Annotated in this window: 18 protein-coding genes and 1 pseudogene; 3 read left to right on the top strand and 16 right to left on the bottom strand. The window is 62.1% G+C overall.

The annotated features are described in order from the left end of the window. Positions 1 to 37 precede the first annotated feature (37 nt). Positions 38 to 721: a Crp/Fnr family transcriptional regulator gene (locus QTL94_RS19665; protein WP_289802960.1), complete on the top strand. Its 684-nt coding sequence runs from the start codon at positions 38 to 40 to the stop codon at positions 719 to 721. Positions 722 to 725: 4 nt separating this feature from the next. Here the strand turns inward: QTL94_RS19665 and ureG are convergent, their stop codons facing one another. The 16 genes and pseudogenes from ureG to urtA form a co-directional block, all read right to left on the bottom strand. Further along, positions 726 to 1,337, bottom strand: coding sequence for an urease accessory protein UreG (gene ureG / locus QTL94_RS19660; RefSeq protein WP_065691148.1), 612 nt, complete (start codon positions 1,335 to 1,337; stop codon positions 726 to 728). Between the two features lie 100 nt (positions 1,338 to 1,437). After that, a complete protein-coding gene (locus QTL94_RS19655; RefSeq protein WP_289802959.1) occupies positions 1,438 to 2,109 on the bottom strand; it encodes an urease accessory protein UreF in 672 nt (223 codons plus the stop codon). A gap of 6 nt (positions 2,110 to 2,115) precedes the next feature. Then, a complete protein-coding gene (ureE, locus tag QTL94_RS19650) occupies positions 2,116 to 2,610 on the bottom strand; it encodes an urease accessory protein UreE (RefSeq protein ID WP_289802958.1) in 495 nt (164 codons plus the stop codon). 79 nt (positions 2,611 to 2,689) lie between these two features. Beyond that, complete coding sequence (locus tag QTL94_RS19645) at positions 2,690 to 3,553, bottom strand: GGDEF domain-containing protein (RefSeq protein ID WP_289802957.1); 864 nt, start codon at positions 3,551 to 3,553, stop codon at positions 2,690 to 2,692. 342 nt (positions 3,554 to 3,895) lie between these two features. Beyond that, positions 3,896 to 5,605, bottom strand: a complete 1,710-nt coding sequence (gene ureC / locus QTL94_RS19640; RefSeq protein ID WP_113523118.1) for an urease subunit alpha — start codon at positions 5,603 to 5,605, stop codon at positions 3,896 to 3,898. Between the two features lie 3 nt (positions 5,606 to 5,608). Then, positions 5,609 to 6,232, bottom strand: coding sequence for a Urease operon accessory protein (locus QTL94_RS19635; RefSeq protein ID WP_289802989.1), 624 nt, complete (start codon positions 6,230 to 6,232; stop codon positions 5,609 to 5,611). A gap of 16 nt (positions 6,233 to 6,248) precedes the next feature. Then, complete coding sequence (locus QTL94_RS19630; protein WP_289802988.1) at positions 6,249 to 6,662, bottom strand: lysozyme inhibitor LprI family protein; 414 nt, start codon at positions 6,660 to 6,662, stop codon at positions 6,249 to 6,251. Positions 6,663 to 6,679: 17 nt separating this feature from the next. Then, complete coding sequence (locus QTL94_RS19625) at positions 6,680 to 6,985, bottom strand: urease subunit beta (protein WP_047514525.1); 306 nt, start codon at positions 6,983 to 6,985, stop codon at positions 6,680 to 6,682. A gap of 10 nt (positions 6,986 to 6,995) precedes the next feature. Continuing rightward, positions 6,996 to 7,250 carry a DUF1272 domain-containing protein gene (locus QTL94_RS19620; protein WP_289802956.1) on the bottom strand — a complete coding sequence of 85 codons (255 nt, stop codon included), beginning with the start codon at positions 7,248 to 7,250 and terminating at the stop codon, positions 6,996 to 6,998. Between the two features lie 7 nt (positions 7,251 to 7,257). Next, the gene (locus QTL94_RS19615; protein WP_018897100.1) at positions 7,258 to 7,560 is read right to left on the bottom strand and encodes an urease subunit gamma; all 303 of its coding nucleotides are present in this window, start codon (positions 7,558 to 7,560) and stop codon (positions 7,258 to 7,260) included. A gap of 20 nt (positions 7,561 to 7,580) precedes the next feature. Next, positions 7,581 to 8,402, bottom strand: coding sequence for an urease accessory protein UreD (locus tag QTL94_RS19610; protein WP_065691155.1), 822 nt, complete (start codon positions 8,400 to 8,402; stop codon positions 7,581 to 7,583). A gap of 161 nt (positions 8,403 to 8,563) precedes the next feature. Continuing rightward, positions 8,564 to 9,259 carry an urea ABC transporter ATP-binding subunit UrtE gene (gene urtE / locus QTL94_RS19605; RefSeq protein ID WP_289802955.1) on the bottom strand — a complete coding sequence of 232 codons (696 nt, stop codon included), beginning with the start codon at positions 9,257 to 9,259 and terminating at the stop codon, positions 8,564 to 8,566. Positions 9,260 to 9,474: 215 nt separating this feature from the next. Continuing rightward, the gene (urtD, locus tag QTL94_RS19600; protein ID WP_289802954.1) at positions 9,475 to 10,230 is read right to left on the bottom strand and encodes an urea ABC transporter ATP-binding protein UrtD; all 756 of its coding nucleotides are present in this window, start codon (positions 10,228 to 10,230) and stop codon (positions 9,475 to 9,477) included. A gap of 80 nt (positions 10,231 to 10,310) precedes the next feature. Beyond that, positions 10,311 to 11,402: pseudogene (urtC, locus tag QTL94_RS19595) on the bottom strand (urea ABC transporter permease subunit UrtC); the annotation flags it as partial. Continuing rightward, positions 11,399 to 13,018 carry an urea ABC transporter permease subunit UrtB gene (gene urtB, locus QTL94_RS19590; RefSeq protein ID WP_289802952.1) on the bottom strand — a complete coding sequence of 540 codons (1,620 nt, stop codon included), beginning with the start codon at positions 13,016 to 13,018 and terminating at the stop codon, positions 11,399 to 11,401. The pseudogene urtC and the gene urtB, both read right to left, overlap by 4 nt. 193 nt (positions 13,019 to 13,211) lie before the next feature. Further along, a complete protein-coding gene (urtA, locus tag QTL94_RS19585; protein WP_113575840.1) occupies positions 13,212 to 14,504 on the bottom strand; it encodes an urea ABC transporter substrate-binding protein in 1,293 nt (430 codons plus the stop codon). A 217-nt stretch (positions 14,505 to 14,721) separates the two neighbouring features. On the opposite strand from urtA, the gene QTL94_RS19580 reads away from it, so the two are divergent. Continuing rightward, a complete protein-coding gene (locus tag QTL94_RS19580; protein ID WP_289802951.1) occupies positions 14,722 to 18,108 on the top strand; it encodes a hybrid sensor histidine kinase/response regulator in 3,387 nt (1,128 codons plus the stop codon). After that, positions 18,101 to 19,015 (top strand): response regulator transcription factor, encoded by a 915-nt coding sequence (locus QTL94_RS19575; RefSeq protein ID WP_289802950.1) that lies wholly within the window; start codon positions 18,101 to 18,103, stop codon positions 19,013 to 19,015. The genes QTL94_RS19580 and QTL94_RS19575 overlap by 8 nt, the downstream gene beginning before the upstream one ends. Positions 19,016 to 19,125: the final 110 nt, after the last annotated feature.

The raw sequence follows: 19,125 nt of genomic DNA, 5'->3' as shown, positions 1-19,125 counted from the left end.
CAGGCGGATAGCGTCTGCTGTAACCACGGAGGAAGGAATGACGACGGCCTTGAAACTGAGTGCCGCTCAAAAGGCGATGCTTGGCAAAGCCTTGCTTGTTTCGGATCTGAGCCGGGATGAGCGCGAAGCGCTGATGTCTTGCGCGACCGCAGTCCGCTATCAGATACACGACACCCTTTTCCATGAGCATGGAGAGGCACGCTACTTCTATTGCGTGCTCAGCGGCTACGTCAGGCTGTATCGCCTCGGCAACGACAATCGCGAGGCGGATATCCGCATCTGCGAGCCCGGCGACAGCTTCGGCGAGTGCCTCCTGCTTGACGGGAGCGGGTACAACTATAGTGCCCAGGCGATGGAACAGTCGATGCTGGCACGCTTCGATCTCGACAAGGTCAGGGCATTGCTGGACGAGCGTCCGCGCATCGGCATTGCGATCATGCGCGCGCTCTCGCAGCACCTGCTGTCGACGATCGACTGCCTAGCAAGCGATCGCATGCGCACTGCACCGCAGCGCGTCGCCAGCTACCTGCTGACGCACTCGACACAACAGGGCGCCGCTGCATCGCTGCGACTGCCATTCCAGAAGAGCCTGCTGGCTCGAAAGCTCGGGCTCGCACCCGAGGCCCTCTCCCGTGCCTTTTCAGCACTGCGCGAAGCAGGCGTGACGGTGAGCGGTCGCCTGATCGAGATCAACAACCTCGATGCTCTGAAAGGCGTCTAGGCGGTCACAGACCGCCTTGTTCCTTGAGGAAGCTGACGATCGAATTGATACCGTCGCCACGCTTCATGTCGGAGAAGACGAAGGGGCGCGCCTCGCGCATGCGCGTGGCGTCGCGATCCATCACATCGAGATCCGCGCCGACATAGGGAGCAAGATCCTTCTTGTTGATGACAAGCAGGTCCGACTTGGTGATTCCAGGTCCGCCCTTGCGCGGGATTTCCTCGCCCTGGCAGACCGAGATGACATAGATGGTAATGTCTGCCAGATCCGGGGAAAACGTCGCCGCCAGATTGTCACCTCCGGACTCGATGAAAACGACGTCGAGATCCGGAATGCGCTCGTTCAGTCCCGCGATGGCCTGCAGGTTGATCGTCGCATCCTCACGGATGGCGGTATGCGGGCACCCGCCCGTTTCAACGCCGACGATACGATCCGACGGCAGCGCCTGCATGCGCATCAACGCCTCGGCATCCTCGGTCGTGTAGATGTCGTTGGTCACCACGGCGACGGAATAGTCGTCCCGCATCGCCTTGCAGAGCTTTTCGGTGAGCGCCGTCTTGCCGGAGCCGACCGGACCGCCGATACCGACCCGCAAAGGTCCATTTCCTGATTTCATATTCTGAACTCCAATCGAAGCGGACGATAGCGCGGCATTTGACAGGCAACCACCGGCAAATGACGCAGGTCGGTGGCATGTGGCTCCCGATGAACCAGCCTCACGACCGAAACAGTCTGGTCGTCTGCGTCTCATGACGCAGTGACATGATATCCGCCTGGACGGTCGCCGATCCAAGGTCATCCAGCGTCGACGAGGCAGCCCGGCTAACAATCGACGCAATGTCGGCTTCTAGGCCAGCCAGAATGGCCACGCCGCCCTTCTGTCCAGCGACACTCAGACGAATACCGGCCGACACGGCTTGCGAACAGTAAGCGTGCAGGAAGGCAGCGATCGCCTTTTCAAGGCCAATGCCATGCGCTCCAGCGACGGCACCGACCGCCACCGGATAGGCAACGTGCGCCGGCAAGCGATCGAACACCGCATCCGGCCAGGCGCGCGCGGACGACAGGAAGGCATCACCAAGCAGCATCGTTTCCTGATGGCGCTCTCGTGAACCGGCAAGCGCTTCCGCAAGCTCAGCCACCGAAACAAGGGATGCGCTTTCGCCCTGGGCCCGATGGCTCTCAGCGAAGAGCACAGCGTCGTTCCAGACGGCGCCATGGGAAAGCAGCGCCCTCACCCAGTCGCCGAGCGTGTCGGCGTCCTTGACCAGGCCGTCGTGTACCGCACGCTCCAGGCCTCCCGAATAGGCAAACGAGCCCACTGGAAAGGCCGGCGATAGCCACGCCATCAGCCGCAGCAATGCTTGCAAATCGCCATTCTCGGTCATGAACGCTCAGTCGTGCGAGTGATGATGGCCATGCGAATGGCCGTGGTCGTGCCCATGCGAATTGCTGCCATGGGAGTGATAGGCGCCCCGTGCCGGCTGGAACGGCTCGGAGACTTCCGACACCGTTGCTCCCAGTCCTTCCAGCATGGAACGAATGACGTGATCGCGCAGGATCAGGATACGCTCTTCCTCGATCTGGGCGCCGAGGTGGCGGTTTCCGAGATGCCAGGCGAGCTCGATCAGATGCAGCCGGTCCCGTGCCTTGATCTCGAACAGCTTTTCGTCCGCGGCAACGATCTCGATCAGCTCGCCGTCTTCCAGCACCAGCATGTCGCCACTTGCGAACAAGACCGGCTCCTTGAGATCGAGCATGACCATGTCGCCATTTTCGAGATGCAGCAGCTTGCGGCGTAGATGCCTCAGATCATGTGGCAGGACAACCTTGCCGATGGGGTTCGAAGAAGGCGTGCCGGCGGGAAGATAGGAGGTAACGCGCTGCATGACATATCCATTTCAAATGACTGCCCGAGCATGCAAAATAGCCCCCGCCGATGCAAGGTCAAAACACGCGAGAGCTCCGCTATCCTGTGTTCTTGGCCGCCGCCAGATAGTCGATCTCGGCAGCCGGCGCGGTGTGCCCGCTGTCGCTCAGCCGCCTGCGCCGGCGAACGTGCGGCTGCAGCCCTTCGTCCTCGTGCACGACGCGATTACGGCCGAGCGCCTTGGCAAGATAAAGCGCCTTGTCGGCGGCGGAATAAACGGTCTCCTTGCTGCGTCCTGTACCAAACTCCGCGATGCCCGCCGAAACAGTGATATTGATCGCGCAGTCGTCGACCAGGATCGGTTGCGCGGCGAGCTGGGTGCAGACCGACCTGATCAGCGCTATGCGCTCCTCACGCGGCAGGTCCACAACAATCACGCCGAACTCCTCGCCACCCAGCCGTGCGGCAAAAGATCGGCCGCAGAAGGACGTTGCGAGCAGGGTCGAGACGGCGATGATGACCTGATCCCCGCACGCATGACCGAAACGGTCGTTGATCGCCTTGAAGCGGTCGACATCGAAGATCGCCAGACAGGCCTGGCCGTCGATCTCATCAAGCGCCTCTGTAAAGGCGCGTCTGTTGAGAAGGCCGGACAGCATATCCGTTCGGCTCAACTGTTCGAACTCGGCCCGCGAGACGCTGAGCTGATGCATGGCACAGCCGACCACCAGCGCCAGCACGCCCGATACAAGCCCCCCGATCAGCCAAGACAGCGCGACGCCGTAGACCACGGCGTTCGCGAGTGGCACCGGCAAGACGCCGAGCCAATCGAATGGCAGCACCAAGATAGCGATCACGACCGACGACAACATCACCGCGAGAAAGCTCATCTTGAGAGCGAACGTGTAAATCGTATGGCGGTTTTGAAAATCGCCAAGCTCTGCCTGGAGTGAAATTTTCATTCGAATCGACCTTCTTGCCCAGCGCCAAGCACATTGCTTAGATGCCAACTGCTGCCGATTTCTTAAGTGGATTGTTAAGATTTGAACGATTTCAGGGGAATTGATCGGGCGCTCAAAGGTGACCGAAAATGCTACGTTCCGGCACCCGATTCAACTCGACAATACTCAAACTCAATTCATTGATTTTGAATGTCTTTTTAAAATTCGCGCATTGACGTGTTCCATTGCGGACGCACCGCCCCAAGGTGGAACAGGGCACTTTGAAAAAACAACTTTAAGAAGATTTTGCTTAACAAGCCAGACGCGAAACGGTCGGCGACGAGCGCCGACCGTTAAAATCTCTCAGTACATGAAGTAGCGCTGCGCCATCGGCAGCGAGGTCGCCGGTTCGCATGTCAGCAGCTCGCCGTCGGCGCGCACCTCGTAGGTCTCCGGATCGACCTCGATATGGGGCGTCAGGCTGTTGTGGATCATCGATGCCTTGGAGATGCCGCCGCGCGTGTTCTTGATGGCGACAAGGTCCTTGGCAACGCCGAGGCGACCCTTGAGGCCGGCGTCGAGCGAGGCCTGGCTGACGAAGGTGACCGACGAGTTTGTGCGCAGCTTGCCATAGGCGGCGAACATCGGGCGGTAATGCATCGGCTGCGGCGTCGGGATCGAAGCGTTCGGATCACCCATCGGGGCCGCCGCGATCGAGCCGGCGAGCAGCACCATCTCCGGCTTCACGCCGAAGAAGGCCGGGTTCCACAAGACGAGGTCGGCGCGCTTGCCGACTTCGATCGAGCCGATCTCGTGACTGACGCCCTGCGCGATCGCCGGGTTGATCGTGTACTTGGCGATGTAGCGGCGGACGCGGAAGTTGTCGTTATCCCCCGTCTCCTCCTTCAGCGGACCGCGCTGGCGCTTCATCTTGTCCGCCGTCTGCCAGGTGCGGATCGCCACTTCGCCGACACGACCCATGGCCTGGCTGTCGGAGGAGATGATCGAGAAGGCGCCGATGTCGTGCAGGATGTCTTCGGCCGCGATCGTTTCCTTGCGGATACGGCTTTCGGCAAACGCGATATCCTCGGGGATCGACGGCGACAGGTGGTGGCAGACCATCAGCATGTCGAGATGCTCGGCGACGGTGTTGACCGTGTAGGGCCGCGTCGGGTTGGTGGACGACGGAATGACGTTCGACTGGCCGCAGATCTTGATGATATCGGGCGCGTGGCCGCCGCCCGCCCCTTCCGTGTGGAAGGCGTGGATGGTGCGGCCCTTCAGCGCGCCGATCGTATCCTCGACGAAGCCGCTTTCGTTCAGCGTGTCGGTGTGGATCATCACTTGGATATCGTATTCGTCGGCAACCGAGAGGCAGCAATCGATCGCAGCCGGCGTCGTGCCCCAGTCCTCGTGCAGTTTCAGCGACGACGCGCCGGCAAGCACCATTTCCTCGAGTGCGGCCGGCAGCGAGGCGTTGCCCTTGCCCGCCAGCGCGAGATTCATCGGGAAGCCGTCGAAGCTCTCGATCATGCGCTCGATATGCCAGGCGCCGGTGCAGGTGGTGGCGAGCGTACCGTGCGCCGGGCCAGAGCCGCCGCCGAGCATGCAGGTGATGCCGGACATCAGCGCTTCCTCGATCTGCTGCGGGCAGATGTAATGGATATGCGCGTCCATGCCGCCGGCGGTGATGATCTTTCCCTCGCCGGCGATCGCCTCGGTGGACGGGCCGACGATGATGTTGACACCCGGCTGCGTATCCGGATTGCCGGCCTTGCCGATGGCGTGGATGCGGCCGTTCTTCAGCCCGATATCAGCCTTGACGATGCCGGTATGGTCGATGATCACGACATTGGTGATGACGGTATCGACCGCGCCCTGCGCCCGCGTCGCCTGGCTCTGCCCCATACCGTCGCGGATGACCTTGCCGCCGCCGAACTTCACCTCTTCGCCATAGGTGGTGAAATCCTTCTCGATCTCGATGAAGAGCTCGGTATCGGCAAGCCGCACCTTGTCGCCGGTGGTCGGGCCGAACATGCCGGCATAGGCGGCGCGGGAAATCTTGTAGGGCATATGTCAGGCTCCTTGGGAGGACGAACGGGATGCGGACGGATAAAACCGCGTGACGCGGCCGGCGGCGACGTAAGCGTCGACGAGCTGCCTTTCGGCGGCGAAGGGATGCCACTCCCAGCCTTGATGGCCGAAGCCGGCAAGCGCGATCGGGGCATCGGGAAATCGGTTCATGACCTCAGCGATCACGATCATGCCGCTGCTCGGCACGACGTAAGGCGCAGGGTCAAATGCGGCCAGCGCCTGGTCGACGCCATCATGAATCACTTTGTCAACGACCACATGCGCCTTGCCAGCTTCCCCGCAGAAGGCGTTGAATTGACTCGTATAGTCGTCACAGAAATCGTCGAGCTCTGGATGCGATATGGCAAGCGGGGCCTTCAGCGCTGCGAACTTCTCCGGATCGCGCACGCTCCAGATCTCGGCAGCTTCGACCACGGCGGGATGCGCGCGCCACGCTTCGGAAGACAGCATCACCTTGGCGGGACGGCCGGTATTGCAGACGGCGACGACATCAGTGCGGCCGGGGCTCGCCTCGTAGGATCGGCATTCGTTGAACCGGATGACGAAGCCTGCCGCGGCAACAGCAGCGGCCCCCTCCGCACCGATCTCACCATTGCCGACGATCATGATGCTCTCTGCCACCTCAGTTGCTCATCGCGTCTTCGAGCGTCTTCAGCTCCTTGGTCCTGGCATCGGTCACGTTGGCGATGCAGCCGGCCACCAGCATCGGCTCCATCGTGCCGCCACGCGCCTGAAAGCCGGCCGCCTCGCATTGCGCATCACGATAGGTGATCCACGCGCGCTGGGCGGTTACCAAAGCTTTCTCCGCCCCCTTCATGTCGCCATCCTGATCGCTATCGATGGCGACCATGGCGGCGCGGGTCTTCTTGTATTGAACGTTGAGCGCCTTATCGGCATCGTCCTGCCGCGCCCGCTCGCAGAGCGTCATATCGGTCTGCGTCGTCGGGCTCTTGCAGTCGATCTCCTCGGCGCTGGCGCCACCGGCACCAATCAGCGCGAGCAGGCCAAAGGCCACGGGCATTGCAACACGCACCATCTCCTCCCGAGACATGATCACAGCTTGCCCATCACCAGCTGGCGGAAGCCGTAGACTTCGCGCTTACCGGATAGCGGGATCAGCGTCACCGAACGCGTCTGCCCCGGCTCGAAGCGCACGGCCGTGCCGGCCGGAATATCGAGCCGCATGCCATGCGCCTTCTCTCGATCGAAGGAGAGCCCCGCATTGGTCTCGCCGAAATGATAGTGGCTGCCGACCTGCACGGGACGGTCGCCGGTATTCGACACCTCGATCGTCACGGTTGGGGCACCGGCGTTGAGTTCGATTTCGCCTGGTGCGGCAATGATTTCGCCTGGGATCATGATTGTCTCCTCACGCGGCCTTGATGGGCGCGCAGCCCTCGGCCTTCAGCACGCGTTTCGTCGATGCCGGGTTGTTGATGAGTTTGCCCGCCGGGCGGATCGGCCGGCGCACCAGCTCGCCGCCGCAATTCGGGCAGATGCCTGACAGCACGGTCTCGGCGCAGGACGTGCAATAGGTGCACTCGAAGCTGCACATCATCGCCTCGCGGCTTTCGGGCGGCAGGTCCTTGTCGCAGCATTCGCAATTGGGTCGAAGCTCGAGCATGGCGGCCTCAGCGGATCGGTTCGTGAACGGTCACGAGCTTCGTTCCGTCGGGGAACGTTGCTTCCACCTGCACGTCGTGGATCATCTCGGCGATGCCGTCCATCACCTGGTCGCGGCCGATGACATGGGCACCGGCTTCCATGAGCTCGGCCACCGGCCGGCCGTCACGCGCGCCTTCGACGACGTAGTCGGTAATCAGCGCGATCGCCTCGGGATAGTTGAGCTTGACGCCCCGCTCGAGCCGCCGCCGCGCGACCATCGCCGCCATCGAAATCAGCAGCTTGTCTTTTTCTCGTGGTGTGAGGTTCATCGTGCATCCATCTGCTTGAACTAGAGATTCCAGACTTTCGGCACAGGCGCACCGTTGCGCAAGGCTGAAATGATCGGGATCAGGATTTTTCGAAGTGCGAAGCCATCCGACGCCGCCAGCCGAACAACCAGCTTGCCGCCCCAGCAGCTGGCGCCGCCCATATGACCGTCGAGCAACGGCCTGACCGCATTGAGATAGCTCTCCGCCTGCGGCCCGACATAGAGCAGCGTCGCAAAGGCGACCTGGCCCGAAAGCACCGCCTGCTCCCGCGTCAGCGCCTGCACCTCGCCAGCGAGCCTCAGATCCTCGGCATGGCAGAGCCGGCCTTCCCGGCGGATACGCCAGCGGTCGCGGAACAGCCCGGAGACAACCGCCTCGCCCATCGCCTTGCGCCCCAGCAGGATCGCTTCGACCGCCAGGAATTCCGCGCCCTCGTCGAGGTCGACATCGAGCCGTCGATAGAGCGAGGAGCGATCGAAGAGGATGGTTTCCTGCGGCAGCCAGTCGACCCGCGCATTGGCGCCGACCTGGATTTTCGTGGTGATCTCGGCGGTGCCGGCGGACGCCTTGTAGATTTTCTCACAGGCCTGTGTGGTCACGTCGATGCGCGTGCCTGGACCGGCGACAACGCTCCAGTCCATGCGATCGCCACCGGTGAGACCGCCGGCCGTATTGATGATGACGGCTTCCATCGAGGCATCGAAGGTATCGGGCAGCCGGATCTTCGCTGCACCCTCCTGATAGAGCTCGCGGATGCGCGTGCGCCCGCCCAGCGACTTCGCGGCCAGATGCCCGCGGCCTTCGGCCCTTTGCGGTCTGGTGGCTGCCGCGGCGTTCGTCATTCCATGCCCTTTTCATGCCGCCGGTTTGCCCGGCCGTTCTCATTCAATCCTGTAACTGATTGAAAGCAAGCAATTTCCATGCCGCGCGAAGGACACTGCAATCCCGGCGCCAGCCAGCTGGGCGCATGTCGTCCAGTGCCTCCAAAAGCGGCGAATGCCGATCAGACGGTCAGATGCCGGCGCGCCTCAGGCGTATCGAGCGTCTCCGCCAGCCCCTCATGCACGATCTCGCCGCGATCCATGATGTAGACGTAATCGGCAAGCTCCCGGCAGAAATCGAGGTACTGCTCGACCAGCAGGATTGCCATGCCGGTACTATCACGCAGATAGCGGATCGCCCGGCCGATATCCTTGATGATCGACGGCTGGATACCCTCTGTCGGCTCGTCGAGCACGAGAATCTTCGGCCGCGTCACCATCGCCCGGCCGATCGCCAGCTGCTGCTGCTGCCCACCCGAGAGATCCCCGCCGCGCCGCCCGAGCATGGTCTGCAGAACAGGAAACAGGCTGAAGATGTCGTCGGGAATATTCTTGTCGCGGCGTGCGAGCGGTGCAAAGCCGGTCTCGAGATTTTCCTTCACCGTCAGCAACGGAAAGATCTCGCGCCCCTGCGGCACATAGCCGATACCCTGCTTGGCGCGCGCGTAGGGCGCAAGTCCGTTGAGCCTGGTGTCGTTGAAGGTCACCGTGCCTGAAGACAGCGGATGCTGGCCGGTGACGGCGCGCAGCAGCGAACTCTTGCCGACGCCGTTACGGCCAAGCACGCAGGTAATCTTGCCCATCTCTGCCTTGAGCGAGATGCCGCGCAGCGCCTGCGCCGCGCCATAGTGGAGGTTTGCGTTTTCGACGGTCAGCATGGTGCCATCTCCTGGCGAATTGCGGGTGTAAAGACCCCTCCCCAACCCCTCCCCACAGGGGGGAGGGACTGAGCTGCGGCCACTGCCTCAGCGTCCACCACCCCAAGCAGTATCGAGCAGGTCTGGCTGAAAGGGTTCGCCCTGGTTGAGCCCCTCCCCCTTGTGGGGAGGGGTTGGGGAGGGGTTTTGCCTGCAACAAAGAGCGCCAACATCCCTCACCGCCCCAGATAATTCTCGATCACCTTCGGATCGGAGCTCACAAAATCGATCGACCCCTCGGCAAGCACCGAGCCTTCGGCGAGACACGTCACCTTCACCCCAAGGTCGCGGATAAAGCCCATATCGTGCTCGACGACCACGACCGACCGCGTCTTGGCGATTTCCTTGAGCAGGATCGCCGTCTCCGACGTCTCCGCATCCGTCATCCCGGCCACCGGCTCATCGACCAGCAACAGCTTCGGCTCCTGCGCCAAGAGCATGCCGATCTCCAGCCACTGCTTCTGCCCATGGCTGAGATTGGCGGCGAGGTCGTCGCGGCGATGCGTCAGCCGAACGGTCACGAGTATCTCCTCGATACGCGACCGGTCCTCGCTCGACAGCCGGTAGAACAGCGTCGAGAACACCCCGCGCCTGCGGTTCAGCGCCAACTCGATATTGTCCCACACCGTATGGCTCTCGAACACTGTCGGCTTCTGGAACTTACGACCGATGCCGAGCTGGGCGATGTCGGCCTCGTCGAGCTTGGTGAGATCGGTCTGGCCGTTGAAGAACACCTGGCCGCTATCCGGCCGCGTCTTGCCGGTGATGATGTCCATCATCGTCGTCTTGCCGGCGCCGTTGGGGCCGATGATGGCGCGAAGTTCGCCCGGTTCGATGACGATAGACAGCGAATTCAGCGCCTTGAAGCCATCGAAGGAGACGGAGACGTTGTTGAGATAGAGCACGCTGTTGGGCTTGATGTCAGGGATCATGGCGCTCACTCCGCAGGCTGGATTTTAGCATCGACGCCGTCTTCACGGCTGGCCGACGGTGTGTCGCCGGAGGCGGGCCTGCGCTTCTTGCCGAGAAGCTGGCCGATCGTGCCGACGATGCCCTTGGGCAGGAACAGCGTCACCGCGACGAACAGGCCACCCAGCGCAAACAGCCAGAACTCGGGGAACAGACCCGTGAAGATCGTCTTGCCGCCGTTGACCAGAATGGCGCCGATGATCGGCCCAATCAGCGTCGAGCGTCCGCCGACGGCGGTCCAGATGACCACTTCGATCGAGTTCGCTGGCGCAAATTCGCCGGGGTTGATGATGCCCACCTGCGGTACGTAGAGCGCACCGGCAATGCCCGCCATCATCGCGGAGACGACGAAGGTGAAGAGCTTGAAGTGCTCGACGCGGTAGCCGAGGAAGCGCGTGCGGCTTTCCGCATCGCGCACGCCAACCAGCACCTTGCCGAACTTCGAGCGGACGATGGCCGAGGCGATCATGAGCGACAGGGCAAGGAAGATGGCGGTCGCGGCAAACAGCGCAGCACGTGTGCCATCAGCCTGCACGTTGAAGCCGAGGATTTCCTTGAAGTCGGTCATGCCGTTGTTGCCGCCGAAGCCCATGTCGTTGCGGAAGAAGGCGAGCAGAAGCGCGTAGGTCATCGCCTGCGTTATGATCGAAAGGTAGACGCCGTTGACGCGTGAGCGGAAGGCGAACCAGCCGAAGACGAAGGCCAGCAGTCCCGGCACCAGCAAAACCATCAGCGCCGCGAACCAGAACTTGTCGAAGCCGTACCAGAACCACGGCAGTTCCTTCCAGTTCAGGAACACCATGAAGTCAGGCAGGATCGGGTCGCCATAGACGCCGCGCGAGCCGATCTGGCGCATCAGATACATGCCCATCGCATAGCCGCCGAGCGCGAAGAAGGCCCCGTGGCCGAGCGAGAGAATGCCACAGAAGCCCCAGACAAGATCGAGCGCCAGCGCCAGCAGCGCGTAGGTCAGATACTTGCCGAACAGCGCCATGATGTAGGTCGGGATATGCAGCGGATTGGTCGGCGCGGTCATCAGGTTGAGCACCGGCACCAAGACGGCGACGGCAAGCAGAATGACGATCGCAGCAATGATCTTGCCGTCGAGAGACCGGAGCAGGAAGGCCGTAATCATGCTTCCACCGCCCTTCCTTTGAGTGCGAAGAGCCCACGCGGACGCTTCTGGATGAAGAGAATGATGAGGACCAGCACCAGGATCTTGCCGAGCACGGCGCCCGCGAAAGGCTCGAGGAACTTGTTGAGCACGCCAAGCGACAGCGCGCCGACGAGCGTGCCCCAGAGATTGCCGACCCCACCGAAGACCACCACCATGAAGCTATCGATGATGTAGCTCTGGCCGAGGTTCGGAGAGACGTTGTCGATCTGGCTGAGCGCGACGCCCGCGATGCCGGCAATGCCGGAGCCGAGCGCGAAGGTGAATGCATCGACCCAGCCGGTGCGGATACCCATCGACGAGGCCATGCGGCGGTTCTGCGTGACCGCGCGCATCTGCAGACCGAAGGCCGAGCGCTTCAGGAGAACGAGCAGCGCGAAGAATACGGCCATCGAGAAGACGATGATCCAGAGGCGGTTCCAGGTGATCGAGAGACCGCCGAGTTCGAACGCCCCGGACATCCAGCTCGGATTGCGCACCTCACGGTTGGTCGGCCCGAAGATCGTGCGAACCGCCTGTTGCAGGATCAGCGACACGCCCCAGGTCGCGAGCAGCGTTTCCAGCGGCCGCCCATAGAGATAGCGGATGACGACGCGCTCGATGACAAGACCGACGAAGCCGGTGAAGAGGAAAGCCGCCGGCACGGAGAAGGCCAGCGAGTAGTTTCCAAGTTCCGGAAATGCGGAGCTGATGTATTCCTGCACGACGTAGGTCGTGTAGGCGCCGATCATCACCATTTCGCCATGCGCCATGTTGATGACGCCCATGACGCCGAAGGTGATGGCAAGGCCGATCGCGGCGAGCAGCAACACCGAGCCGAGTGACAGCCCGTACCAGACGTTCTGCCCGACATCCCAAATCGCCAGGCTGCGGTTGATCGCGTTGATATGGGTCTGGATAGCGCCCTTAAGCTCCTCGGGCGCGGTCGCCATCGCCGAATTCAGGATGGTCAGCGCATCGCGCCCGCCGCGCGCCGCAACCGTATCGATCGCGGCTTTCTTCTCTTCGGCGCTGACATCACTCTTCAGCACCATGACGGCGCGCGCCGCTTCCATCGCATTCTTGACCTCGGCGTCCTTTTCTTCAGCCAGCGCCGAGGTGAGGAGATCGAGATTTGCCGGATCGGCGTCCTTGAGCAGTCCTTGGGCTGCCGCAAGCCGTGCGCCGCGATCCGGGCTCAGGAGTGTCAGCTGGCTCGTGACGGTGGCAATCACCGTGCGCAGCGAATTGTTGATCTTGACCTTGGACATGTAATCAGGATCGACGTCGGAAACGGCCTCGCCGGAAATCGGGTCGGCATAGGTCGGCTCATCCTCGGTGCCGCCCTGCACCAGCACCGGACCGCCGGTCTCGGAATTCACGTAAAGCTGGCCATCCCTCAGGAGCTTGAGGATCTCGCCGACGCGCGGATCCTTGGAGGCGACCAGTGCCTTGATCGCGGCTTCGCGCTCAGGGAAATCGCCGACGCCAAGCGCATCGATAAGCGGGTGAATATCTTCCTGTGCCTTGAGCGCGGTCGCAAAAGCCGGCATGGCCAGGCATAGGGTCAAAAGCAAAATCTTGATGGCGCGATACATCGGCTTTCTTGCCTCGGTTATCGTTGGCCTTCCGGCGCAATCGAGAAAAATAAGCCCTTAAGTCGGCATCGATTCGATGTGGAACCGGCGCCGTCCGAAGCATCAAGGCTGCGCTCCGGAGATGGACCTTCCGCCCGGACAGGAGAGACCGGGCGGAAGTCTTCAGGCGTCAGAGTGACGGGGTGATCAGCACTCAGGAGCCCTTGCCGCCGCACTTGCCCGTGGCAACGTTGAAGTTGCCGCAGTTCATGGGCTTGCGCCAATCGGAGATCAGGTCCTTGGAGTCCGGCAGGAAGTCGGACCATTCGTCACCGACAACCGCCGGAGTCTGCTGGACGATTTCGAACTGGCCGTTCGCCTGGATTTCACCGATCAGAACCGGCTTGGTGATGTGGTGGTTCGGCATGACGGTCGCATAGCCGCCCGACAGGTTCGGAACCGTAGTGCCGATGATCGTGTCGAGAACCTTGTCCGTGTCGGTCGTGCCGGCAGCCTGAACAGCCTTAACCCAGGCGTTGAAGCCGATATAGGCAGCTTCCATCGGGTCGTTGGTCACGCGCTTGTCGTTCTTGGTGAAGTCGTGCCACTGCTTGATGAACTTCTTGTTCGCCGGGCTTTCGACCGACTCGAAGTAGTTCCAGGCAGCGAGGTGACCGACGAGCGGTTTGGTGTCGAGACCGGCAAGCTCTTCTTCGCCGACCGAGAAGGCAACGACCGGGATGTCGGTTGCCTTGACGCCCTGGTTGCCGAGTTCCTTGTAGAACGGGACGTTGGCGTCACCGTTGATGGTCGAGACAACAGCCGTCTTCTTGCCGGCCGCGCCGAATTCCTTGATCTTCTTTACTTCCGTCTGCCAATCGGAGAAGCCGAACGGCGTGTAGTTGATGATGATGTCTTCCTTCGGAATGCCCTTCGAGACGAGGTAGGCTTCCAGAATCTTGTTCGTCGTGCGCGGATAGACGTAGTCGGTACCTTCGAGAACGAAGCGCTTAACGCCTTCCTTCTCCATCAGGTAATCGACAGCCGGGATTGCCTGCTGGTTCGGAGCAGCACCCGTGTAGAAGATGTTGCGCGAGGACTCTTCGCCTTCATACTGAACCGGGTAGAACAGGATGGAGTTGAGTTCTTCGAAAACCGGCAGAACCGACTTACGCGACGAGGACGTCCAGCAACCGAAGACGGCCGCAACCTTGTCCTTTTCGATCAGCTCGCGTGCCTTTTCGGCAAACAGCGGCCAGTCGGAGGCCGGATCGACGACGACGGCTTCGAGCTTCTTGCCGAGAAGGCCACCCTTCTTGTTCTGCTCGTCGATGAGCATCAGCATGGCGTCTTTCAGCGTCGTTTCAGAGATCGCCATCGTGCCGGACAGCGAATGCAGAACGCCGACCTTGATGGTGTCGTCAGCCGCAACGGCTCCGTGGAATGCGGCCGTGGCCGACATGACGGCGCCGAGTGCGGCGCCCGTGATATAGGACTTGAGATTCATCTGGTTGATCCCCTCTTCTTGTTAGACAACAGGCCGAAAACGGAAGTTAACTGTTGCTTAAGGGACTATCCGGTGCTGCACTGCGAAAGCGTATACGTGATATGACGTAGGTGACGGGGCGAAATGTGCAGTTTTGTGCTGCGCCGCACTCTTAAGCCTCGCGTGGTTCCATGTTACGAACGCATGACAAGGGGAACAAAAGGGCTGGCACCAAGGCATGGCAGCGCGGCAACGCATCATTCCGGTCAGGCGCGAGTATAATCGCTGGGTCGCCAACCAGACGCTGGAGGACTATGCGCTGCGCTTCACAGCCAAGAGCGCCCGGCAGTTTTCCTCCCAGCGTATCTCCCAGACTGCCATCGGCGCCATCTCCTTCCTGGCGCTGGAGGCGATCGGCGGCGCCATCACGCTCTCCTACGGCACCACCAACGCGTTTTTCGCCATCATCGTCGCCTCGATCGCCATGCTCGCCATCGGCCTGCCGATCAGCCGCTATGCCATCCGCCACGGCGTCGATATCGACCTTCTGACGCGCGGCGCCAGCTTCGGCTATATCGGCTCGACCATCACCTCGCTGATCTATGCCAGCTTCACCTTCATGCTGTTCGCGATCGAGGCATCGATCATGTCCGGGGCGCTGGAGCTGACCTTGGGCATCCCGCTCTGGATCGGCTACATCATCAGCGCCGTCATGGTCATCCCGCTGGTCACCCACGGCGTCCGCCTCATCAGCCGCTTCCAGCTGCTCACCCAGCCATTCTGGATCGTGCTCAACGTCCTCCCCTTCCTGTTCATCGCCGTGATGGACTGGGAAAAATTCGATCTCTGGCGCGCCTTCTCCGGCATTCGCCACGCTTCAGGACCACCTGGCACCATCGCCCCCTTCGATCTCGTCGAGTTCGGCGCGGCCTCCGCCGTCATCCTGGCGCTGATGTCGCAGATCGGCGAACAAGCCGACTTCCTGCGCTTCCTCCCCCCGGAAAAGCAGACCAAGTGGCGCCACCGCCTCGCCGTCTTCCTCGCCGGCCCCGGCTGGGTCATCATCGGCGCGCCGAAGCTGCTGGCCGGTTCATTCCTCGTCGTGCTCACTTTTGCTTCAGGAGTGCCAGCCGACCGCGCCGCCGATCCGGCGCAGATGTATCTGACCGCCTTCGGCTACATGATCCCCTGGCACAACGCCGCCCTTCTGCTCATGGCCGCCTTCGTCATGGTCTCGCAGCTGAAGATCAACGTGATGAACGCCTATGCCGGGTCGCTCGCCTGGTCGAATTTCTTCTCCCGCCTCACCCACAGCCACCCTGGCCGCGTCATCTGGCTGGTGTTCAACGTGGCGATCGCGCTGCTCCTGATGGAACTCGGCATCTACCGGCTGCTCGAGGAAACGCTCGGCATCTTCTCGATCATCGCCATGGCCTGGCTCTGCACCATCTCGGCCGATCTCTTCATCAACAAGCCGCTGGGCCTTGCCCCTCCAGGCATCGAGTTCAAGCGCGCTCATCTCTACGACATCAACCCGGTTGGCCTCGGCGCCATGACGCTGTCGGCGACCATCGCGCTCGTCGCCCACTTCGGCGCCTTCGGCACGATCGCGGCGTCGCTCGCCCCCTACATCACCCTCATCGTCGCCCTGATCGCCTCGCCCGCGATTGCCTGGGCCACGAAGGGCAAGTTCTACCTCGCTCGCAAGCCGCGCCAGAGTTGGAAGAACCTGACCAATATCACCTGCTCGGTTTGCGAACACCCGTTCGAGCCGGAGGACATGGCCTGGTGTCCCGCCTATGCCGCGCCGATCTGCTCGCTCTGCTGTTCGCTCGACAGCCGCTGCCACGACATGTGCAAGCCCAATGCGCATCTGAACGCGCAGGTCGGCTATGTCGCCAAGGCGGTTCTGCCGGAAACCATCGTCCAGAAGCTCACCACCCGCCTCGGCCGCTACGGCATCGCCGTCATCCTGGCGCTCACCGCCGTCGGCGCCATCCTGGCGATGATTGCCCACCAGGTCTCTTCGGCCTCGCCGGAAACCGCCGAGGTCGTCAACGGCACGATCCTGATCGTCTTCTTCGTCTTCGCCGTCATCGCCGGCGTCGTCTGCTGGTTCTATGTGCTGGCCCATGACAGCCGCGTCGTCGCCGAGGAGGAATCCTCTCGCCAGAACACGCTGCTGCTTAAAGAAATCGCCGCCCACAAGAAAACCGACGCCGCCCTGCAGGCCGCCAAGGAAACCGCCGAGGCCGCCAACCGTGCCAAGAGCCGCTATGTCGTCGGCCTCAGCCACGAGCTGCGCACGCCGCTCAACGCCGTGCTCGGCTACGCCCAGATCCTGGAGCGCGACGACACCATCCCGACGCCGCGCCAATCCTCGATCAAGGTCATCCGCCGCTCGGCCGAACATCTCTCCGGCCTGATCGACGGCCTGCTCGATATCTCCAAGATTGAGGCCGGCCGCCTGCAGGTCTATTCCAACGAGATCAACATCCAGGATTTCCTCGACCAGATCGTCGACATGTTCCGCCCGCAGGCACTCGCCAAGGGCTTGACCTTCCAGCACCAGCGCGCCCCCGCCTTGCCGCAATTCGTTCGCTCCGACGAGAAGCGCCTGCGCCAGATTCTCGTCAATCTCTTGTCCAACGCCATCAAGTTCACCGACGAGGGCACCGTCACCTTCGACGTCGCCTATCGCAGCCAGGTCGCGACCTTCACCGTATCAGACACCGGCCGCGGCATCGCCGAGAAGGACCTGAGCCGCATCTACGAGCCCTTCCAGCGCGGCGAGGCCGAGAGCATCCGCCCCATGCCCGGCCTCGGTCTCGGCCTCACCATCACCCGCCTTCTGACCAACACGCTCGGCGGCGAAATCGCGGTCACGAGCGAAAAGGACAAGGGCTCGACCTTCAAGGTGCGCCTGATGCTCTCGGCCGTGCTGCGCGAGATGACCGTGCCGCCGCAGGAAAAGAAGATCGTCAGCTATGACGGCCCGCGCCGCACCATCGTCGTCGTCGACGACAACGAGGATCACCGCGAGATGATGCGCGAGATCCTGGTCCCGCTCGACTTCGTCGTCCTGACAGCGGCAAGCGGCACGGATTGCCTGACGCTGATCGAAGGCATTCAACCCGATCTCTTCCTCGTCGACATCCTGATGCCGGGGATGAACGGCTGGCAGCTGGTCTCCCGTCTGCGCGAAGCCGGCCAGACTGCGCCGATCGTCATGCTGTCGGCCAATATCGGCGACGCCGCCGCCCATGGCGACAGCGACGACAGCCACAATGACGCAATCGGTAAGCCGGTCGATATCCGCCGCCTGCGCGACAAGCTCGCGTTGCACCTCGGCCTCAAATGGACATATGCGGAGCCCACAGCCCTCCCCGTTTCGAAACCGGAGCGGCAAATGCGCAGCCCGGGCGCGGCGCACGTGCAGGAACTGCTGCGCCTTGCTGAAATCGGTTACATCAGGGGCATCGAAGCGAAGCTGGCCGACCTTGCCAAATCGGAGGCAAATCAGCCATTTACCGACGAACTCCACTCCTACGTCGGTGCCTTCGATCTCGATGGCGCCACGAACTTCCTGCACCGCTTCGATGAAAAGGTAGAGACCCTTGGCTGAACTTCCCCGCGATATCGTCCTGCTGGTGGATGACTCACCGGAAGCGCTGGGGTTTCTGACCGATGCGCTGGAGCAATCGGGCTTCTCGGTGCTGATCGCCACCTCGGGTACCGCGGCCTTGGGGATCGTCGAGCGGATCACGCCAGACCTGATCCTTCTGGACGCCATCATGCCCGCGATGGACGGTTTCGAGACTTGCCGGAGACTGAAGGCGAACCCGGCGATCAGCCAGATACCAGTCATCTTCATGACCGGACTGACGGAAACGGAGCATGTCGTGCATGCGCTGGAGTCCGGCGGCGTCGACTACCTTACGAAGCCGATCAACATCGACGAACTGCGCGCCCGCATCGGCGTCCACCTGCGCAATGCCCGGTCGGCGCAAAGCGCCCGCGTGGCGCTCGATGCCGCCGGCCGTCACCTGCTTGCCGTGAAAGGCGATGGCGAAATCCACTGGTCGACCCCGCAGGCAACGAGGCTGATCAACACGGCGCTTGGCGGCGACGACAGCCTTGATGTCGTCGTTGGCCGGATTGCGGAATGGATGAAGAAGCGCTCCTCTTCCACCACGACCGACGGCTCGATCTCGGTTTCTCACGAAGGCAAGGATGTCCTTGGCCTCGCCTTTCTCGGTACGATCGGTCCCGACGAGTATCTGTTCCGACTGACAGCAAACAACCGGCGCCCCGACGACGAGACGTTGCGCCAGAGTTTCGCGCTCACCCACCGCGAATCAGAAGTGCTGCTCTGGATCGCCAAGGGCAAGGCGAACCGGGATATCGGCGAAATTCTCGGACTGTCGGCAAGGACGGTGAACAAGCACCTCGAGCAGATCTACGTCAAACTCGGCGTCGAAAACCGCGCCTCTGCTGCCGTGAAGGCGGCCCATGTTCTGCACGAAACGTAGGTTGCTCCTCGGGTAAAAATAGCCAAGACAATACGGGCTGGATGCAACGTTGATCCGCAAAGCCACAGATGCTGACATTCCGCGTATCGTCGAAATCCGGGCCAGTGTTC

The organism is Rhizobium sp. S96 (assembly GCF_030382195.1).
GTDB lineage: Bacteria > Pseudomonadota > Alphaproteobacteria > Rhizobiales > Rhizobiaceae > Rhizobium.
The sequence above is the reverse complement of the archived record's forward strand: the minus strand, read 5'-3'. Positions and strand labels throughout refer to the sequence as shown.

Excerpts from the sequence above, each read along its gene's own strand:
- QTL94_RS19610 (WP_065691155.1), bottom strand. The coding sequence starts at position 8,402 with ATGACGAACGCCGCGGCAGCCACCAGACCGCAAAGGGCCGAAGGCCGC.
- QTL94_RS19665 (WP_289802960.1), top strand. The coding sequence starts at position 38 with ATGACGACGGCCTTGAAACTGAGTGCCGCTCAAAAGGCGATGCTTGGC.
- ureC (WP_113523118.1), bottom strand. The coding sequence starts at position 5,605 with ATGCCCTACAAGATTTCCCGCGCCGCCTATGCCGGCATGTTCGGCCCG.
- QTL94_RS19645 (WP_289802957.1), bottom strand. The coding sequence starts at position 3,553 with ATGAAAATTTCACTCCAGGCAGAGCTTGGCGATTTTCAAAACCGCCAT.
- QTL94_RS19580 (WP_289802951.1), top strand. The coding sequence starts at position 14,722 with ATGGCAGCGCGGCAACGCATCATTCCGGTCAGGCGCGAGTATAATCGC.
- QTL94_RS19655 (WP_289802959.1), bottom strand. The coding sequence starts at position 2,109 with ATGACCGAGAATGGCGATTTGCAAGCATTGCTGCGGCTGATGGCGTGG.
- ureG (WP_065691148.1), bottom strand. The coding sequence starts at position 1,337 with ATGAAATCAGGAAATGGACCTTTGCGGGTCGGTATCGGCGGTCCGGTC.
- QTL94_RS19625 (WP_047514525.1), bottom strand. The coding sequence starts at position 6,985 with ATGATCCCAGGCGAAATCATTGCCGCACCAGGCGAAATCGAACTCAAC.
- QTL94_RS19615 (WP_018897100.1), bottom strand. The coding sequence starts at position 7,560 with ATGAACCTCACACCACGAGAAAAAGACAAGCTGCTGATTTCGATGGCG.
- QTL94_RS19635 (WP_289802989.1), bottom strand. The coding sequence starts at position 6,232 with ATGATCGTCGGCAATGGTGAGATCGGTGCGGAGGGGGCCGCTGCTGTT.
- QTL94_RS19630 (WP_289802988.1), bottom strand. The coding sequence starts at position 6,662 with ATGGTGCGTGTTGCAATGCCCGTGGCCTTTGGCCTGCTCGCGCTGATT.
- QTL94_RS19620 (WP_289802956.1), bottom strand. The coding sequence starts at position 7,250 with ATGCTCGAGCTTCGACCCAATTGCGAATGCTGCGACAAGGACCTGCCG.
- urtB (WP_289802952.1), bottom strand. The coding sequence starts at position 13,018 with ATGTATCGCGCCATCAAGATTTTGCTTTTGACCCTATGCCTGGCCATG.
- ureE (WP_289802958.1), bottom strand. The coding sequence starts at position 2,610 with ATGCAGCGCGTTACCTCCTATCTTCCCGCCGGCACGCCTTCTTCGAAC.
- urtE (WP_289802955.1), bottom strand. The coding sequence starts at position 9,259 with ATGCTGACCGTCGAAAACGCAAACCTCCACTATGGCGCGGCGCAGGCG.
- urtD (WP_289802954.1), bottom strand. The coding sequence starts at position 10,230 with ATGATCCCTGACATCAAGCCCAACAGCGTGCTCTATCTCAACAACGTC.
- urtA (WP_113575840.1), bottom strand. The coding sequence starts at position 14,504 with ATGAATCTCAAGTCCTATATCACGGGCGCCGCACTCGGCGCCGTCATG.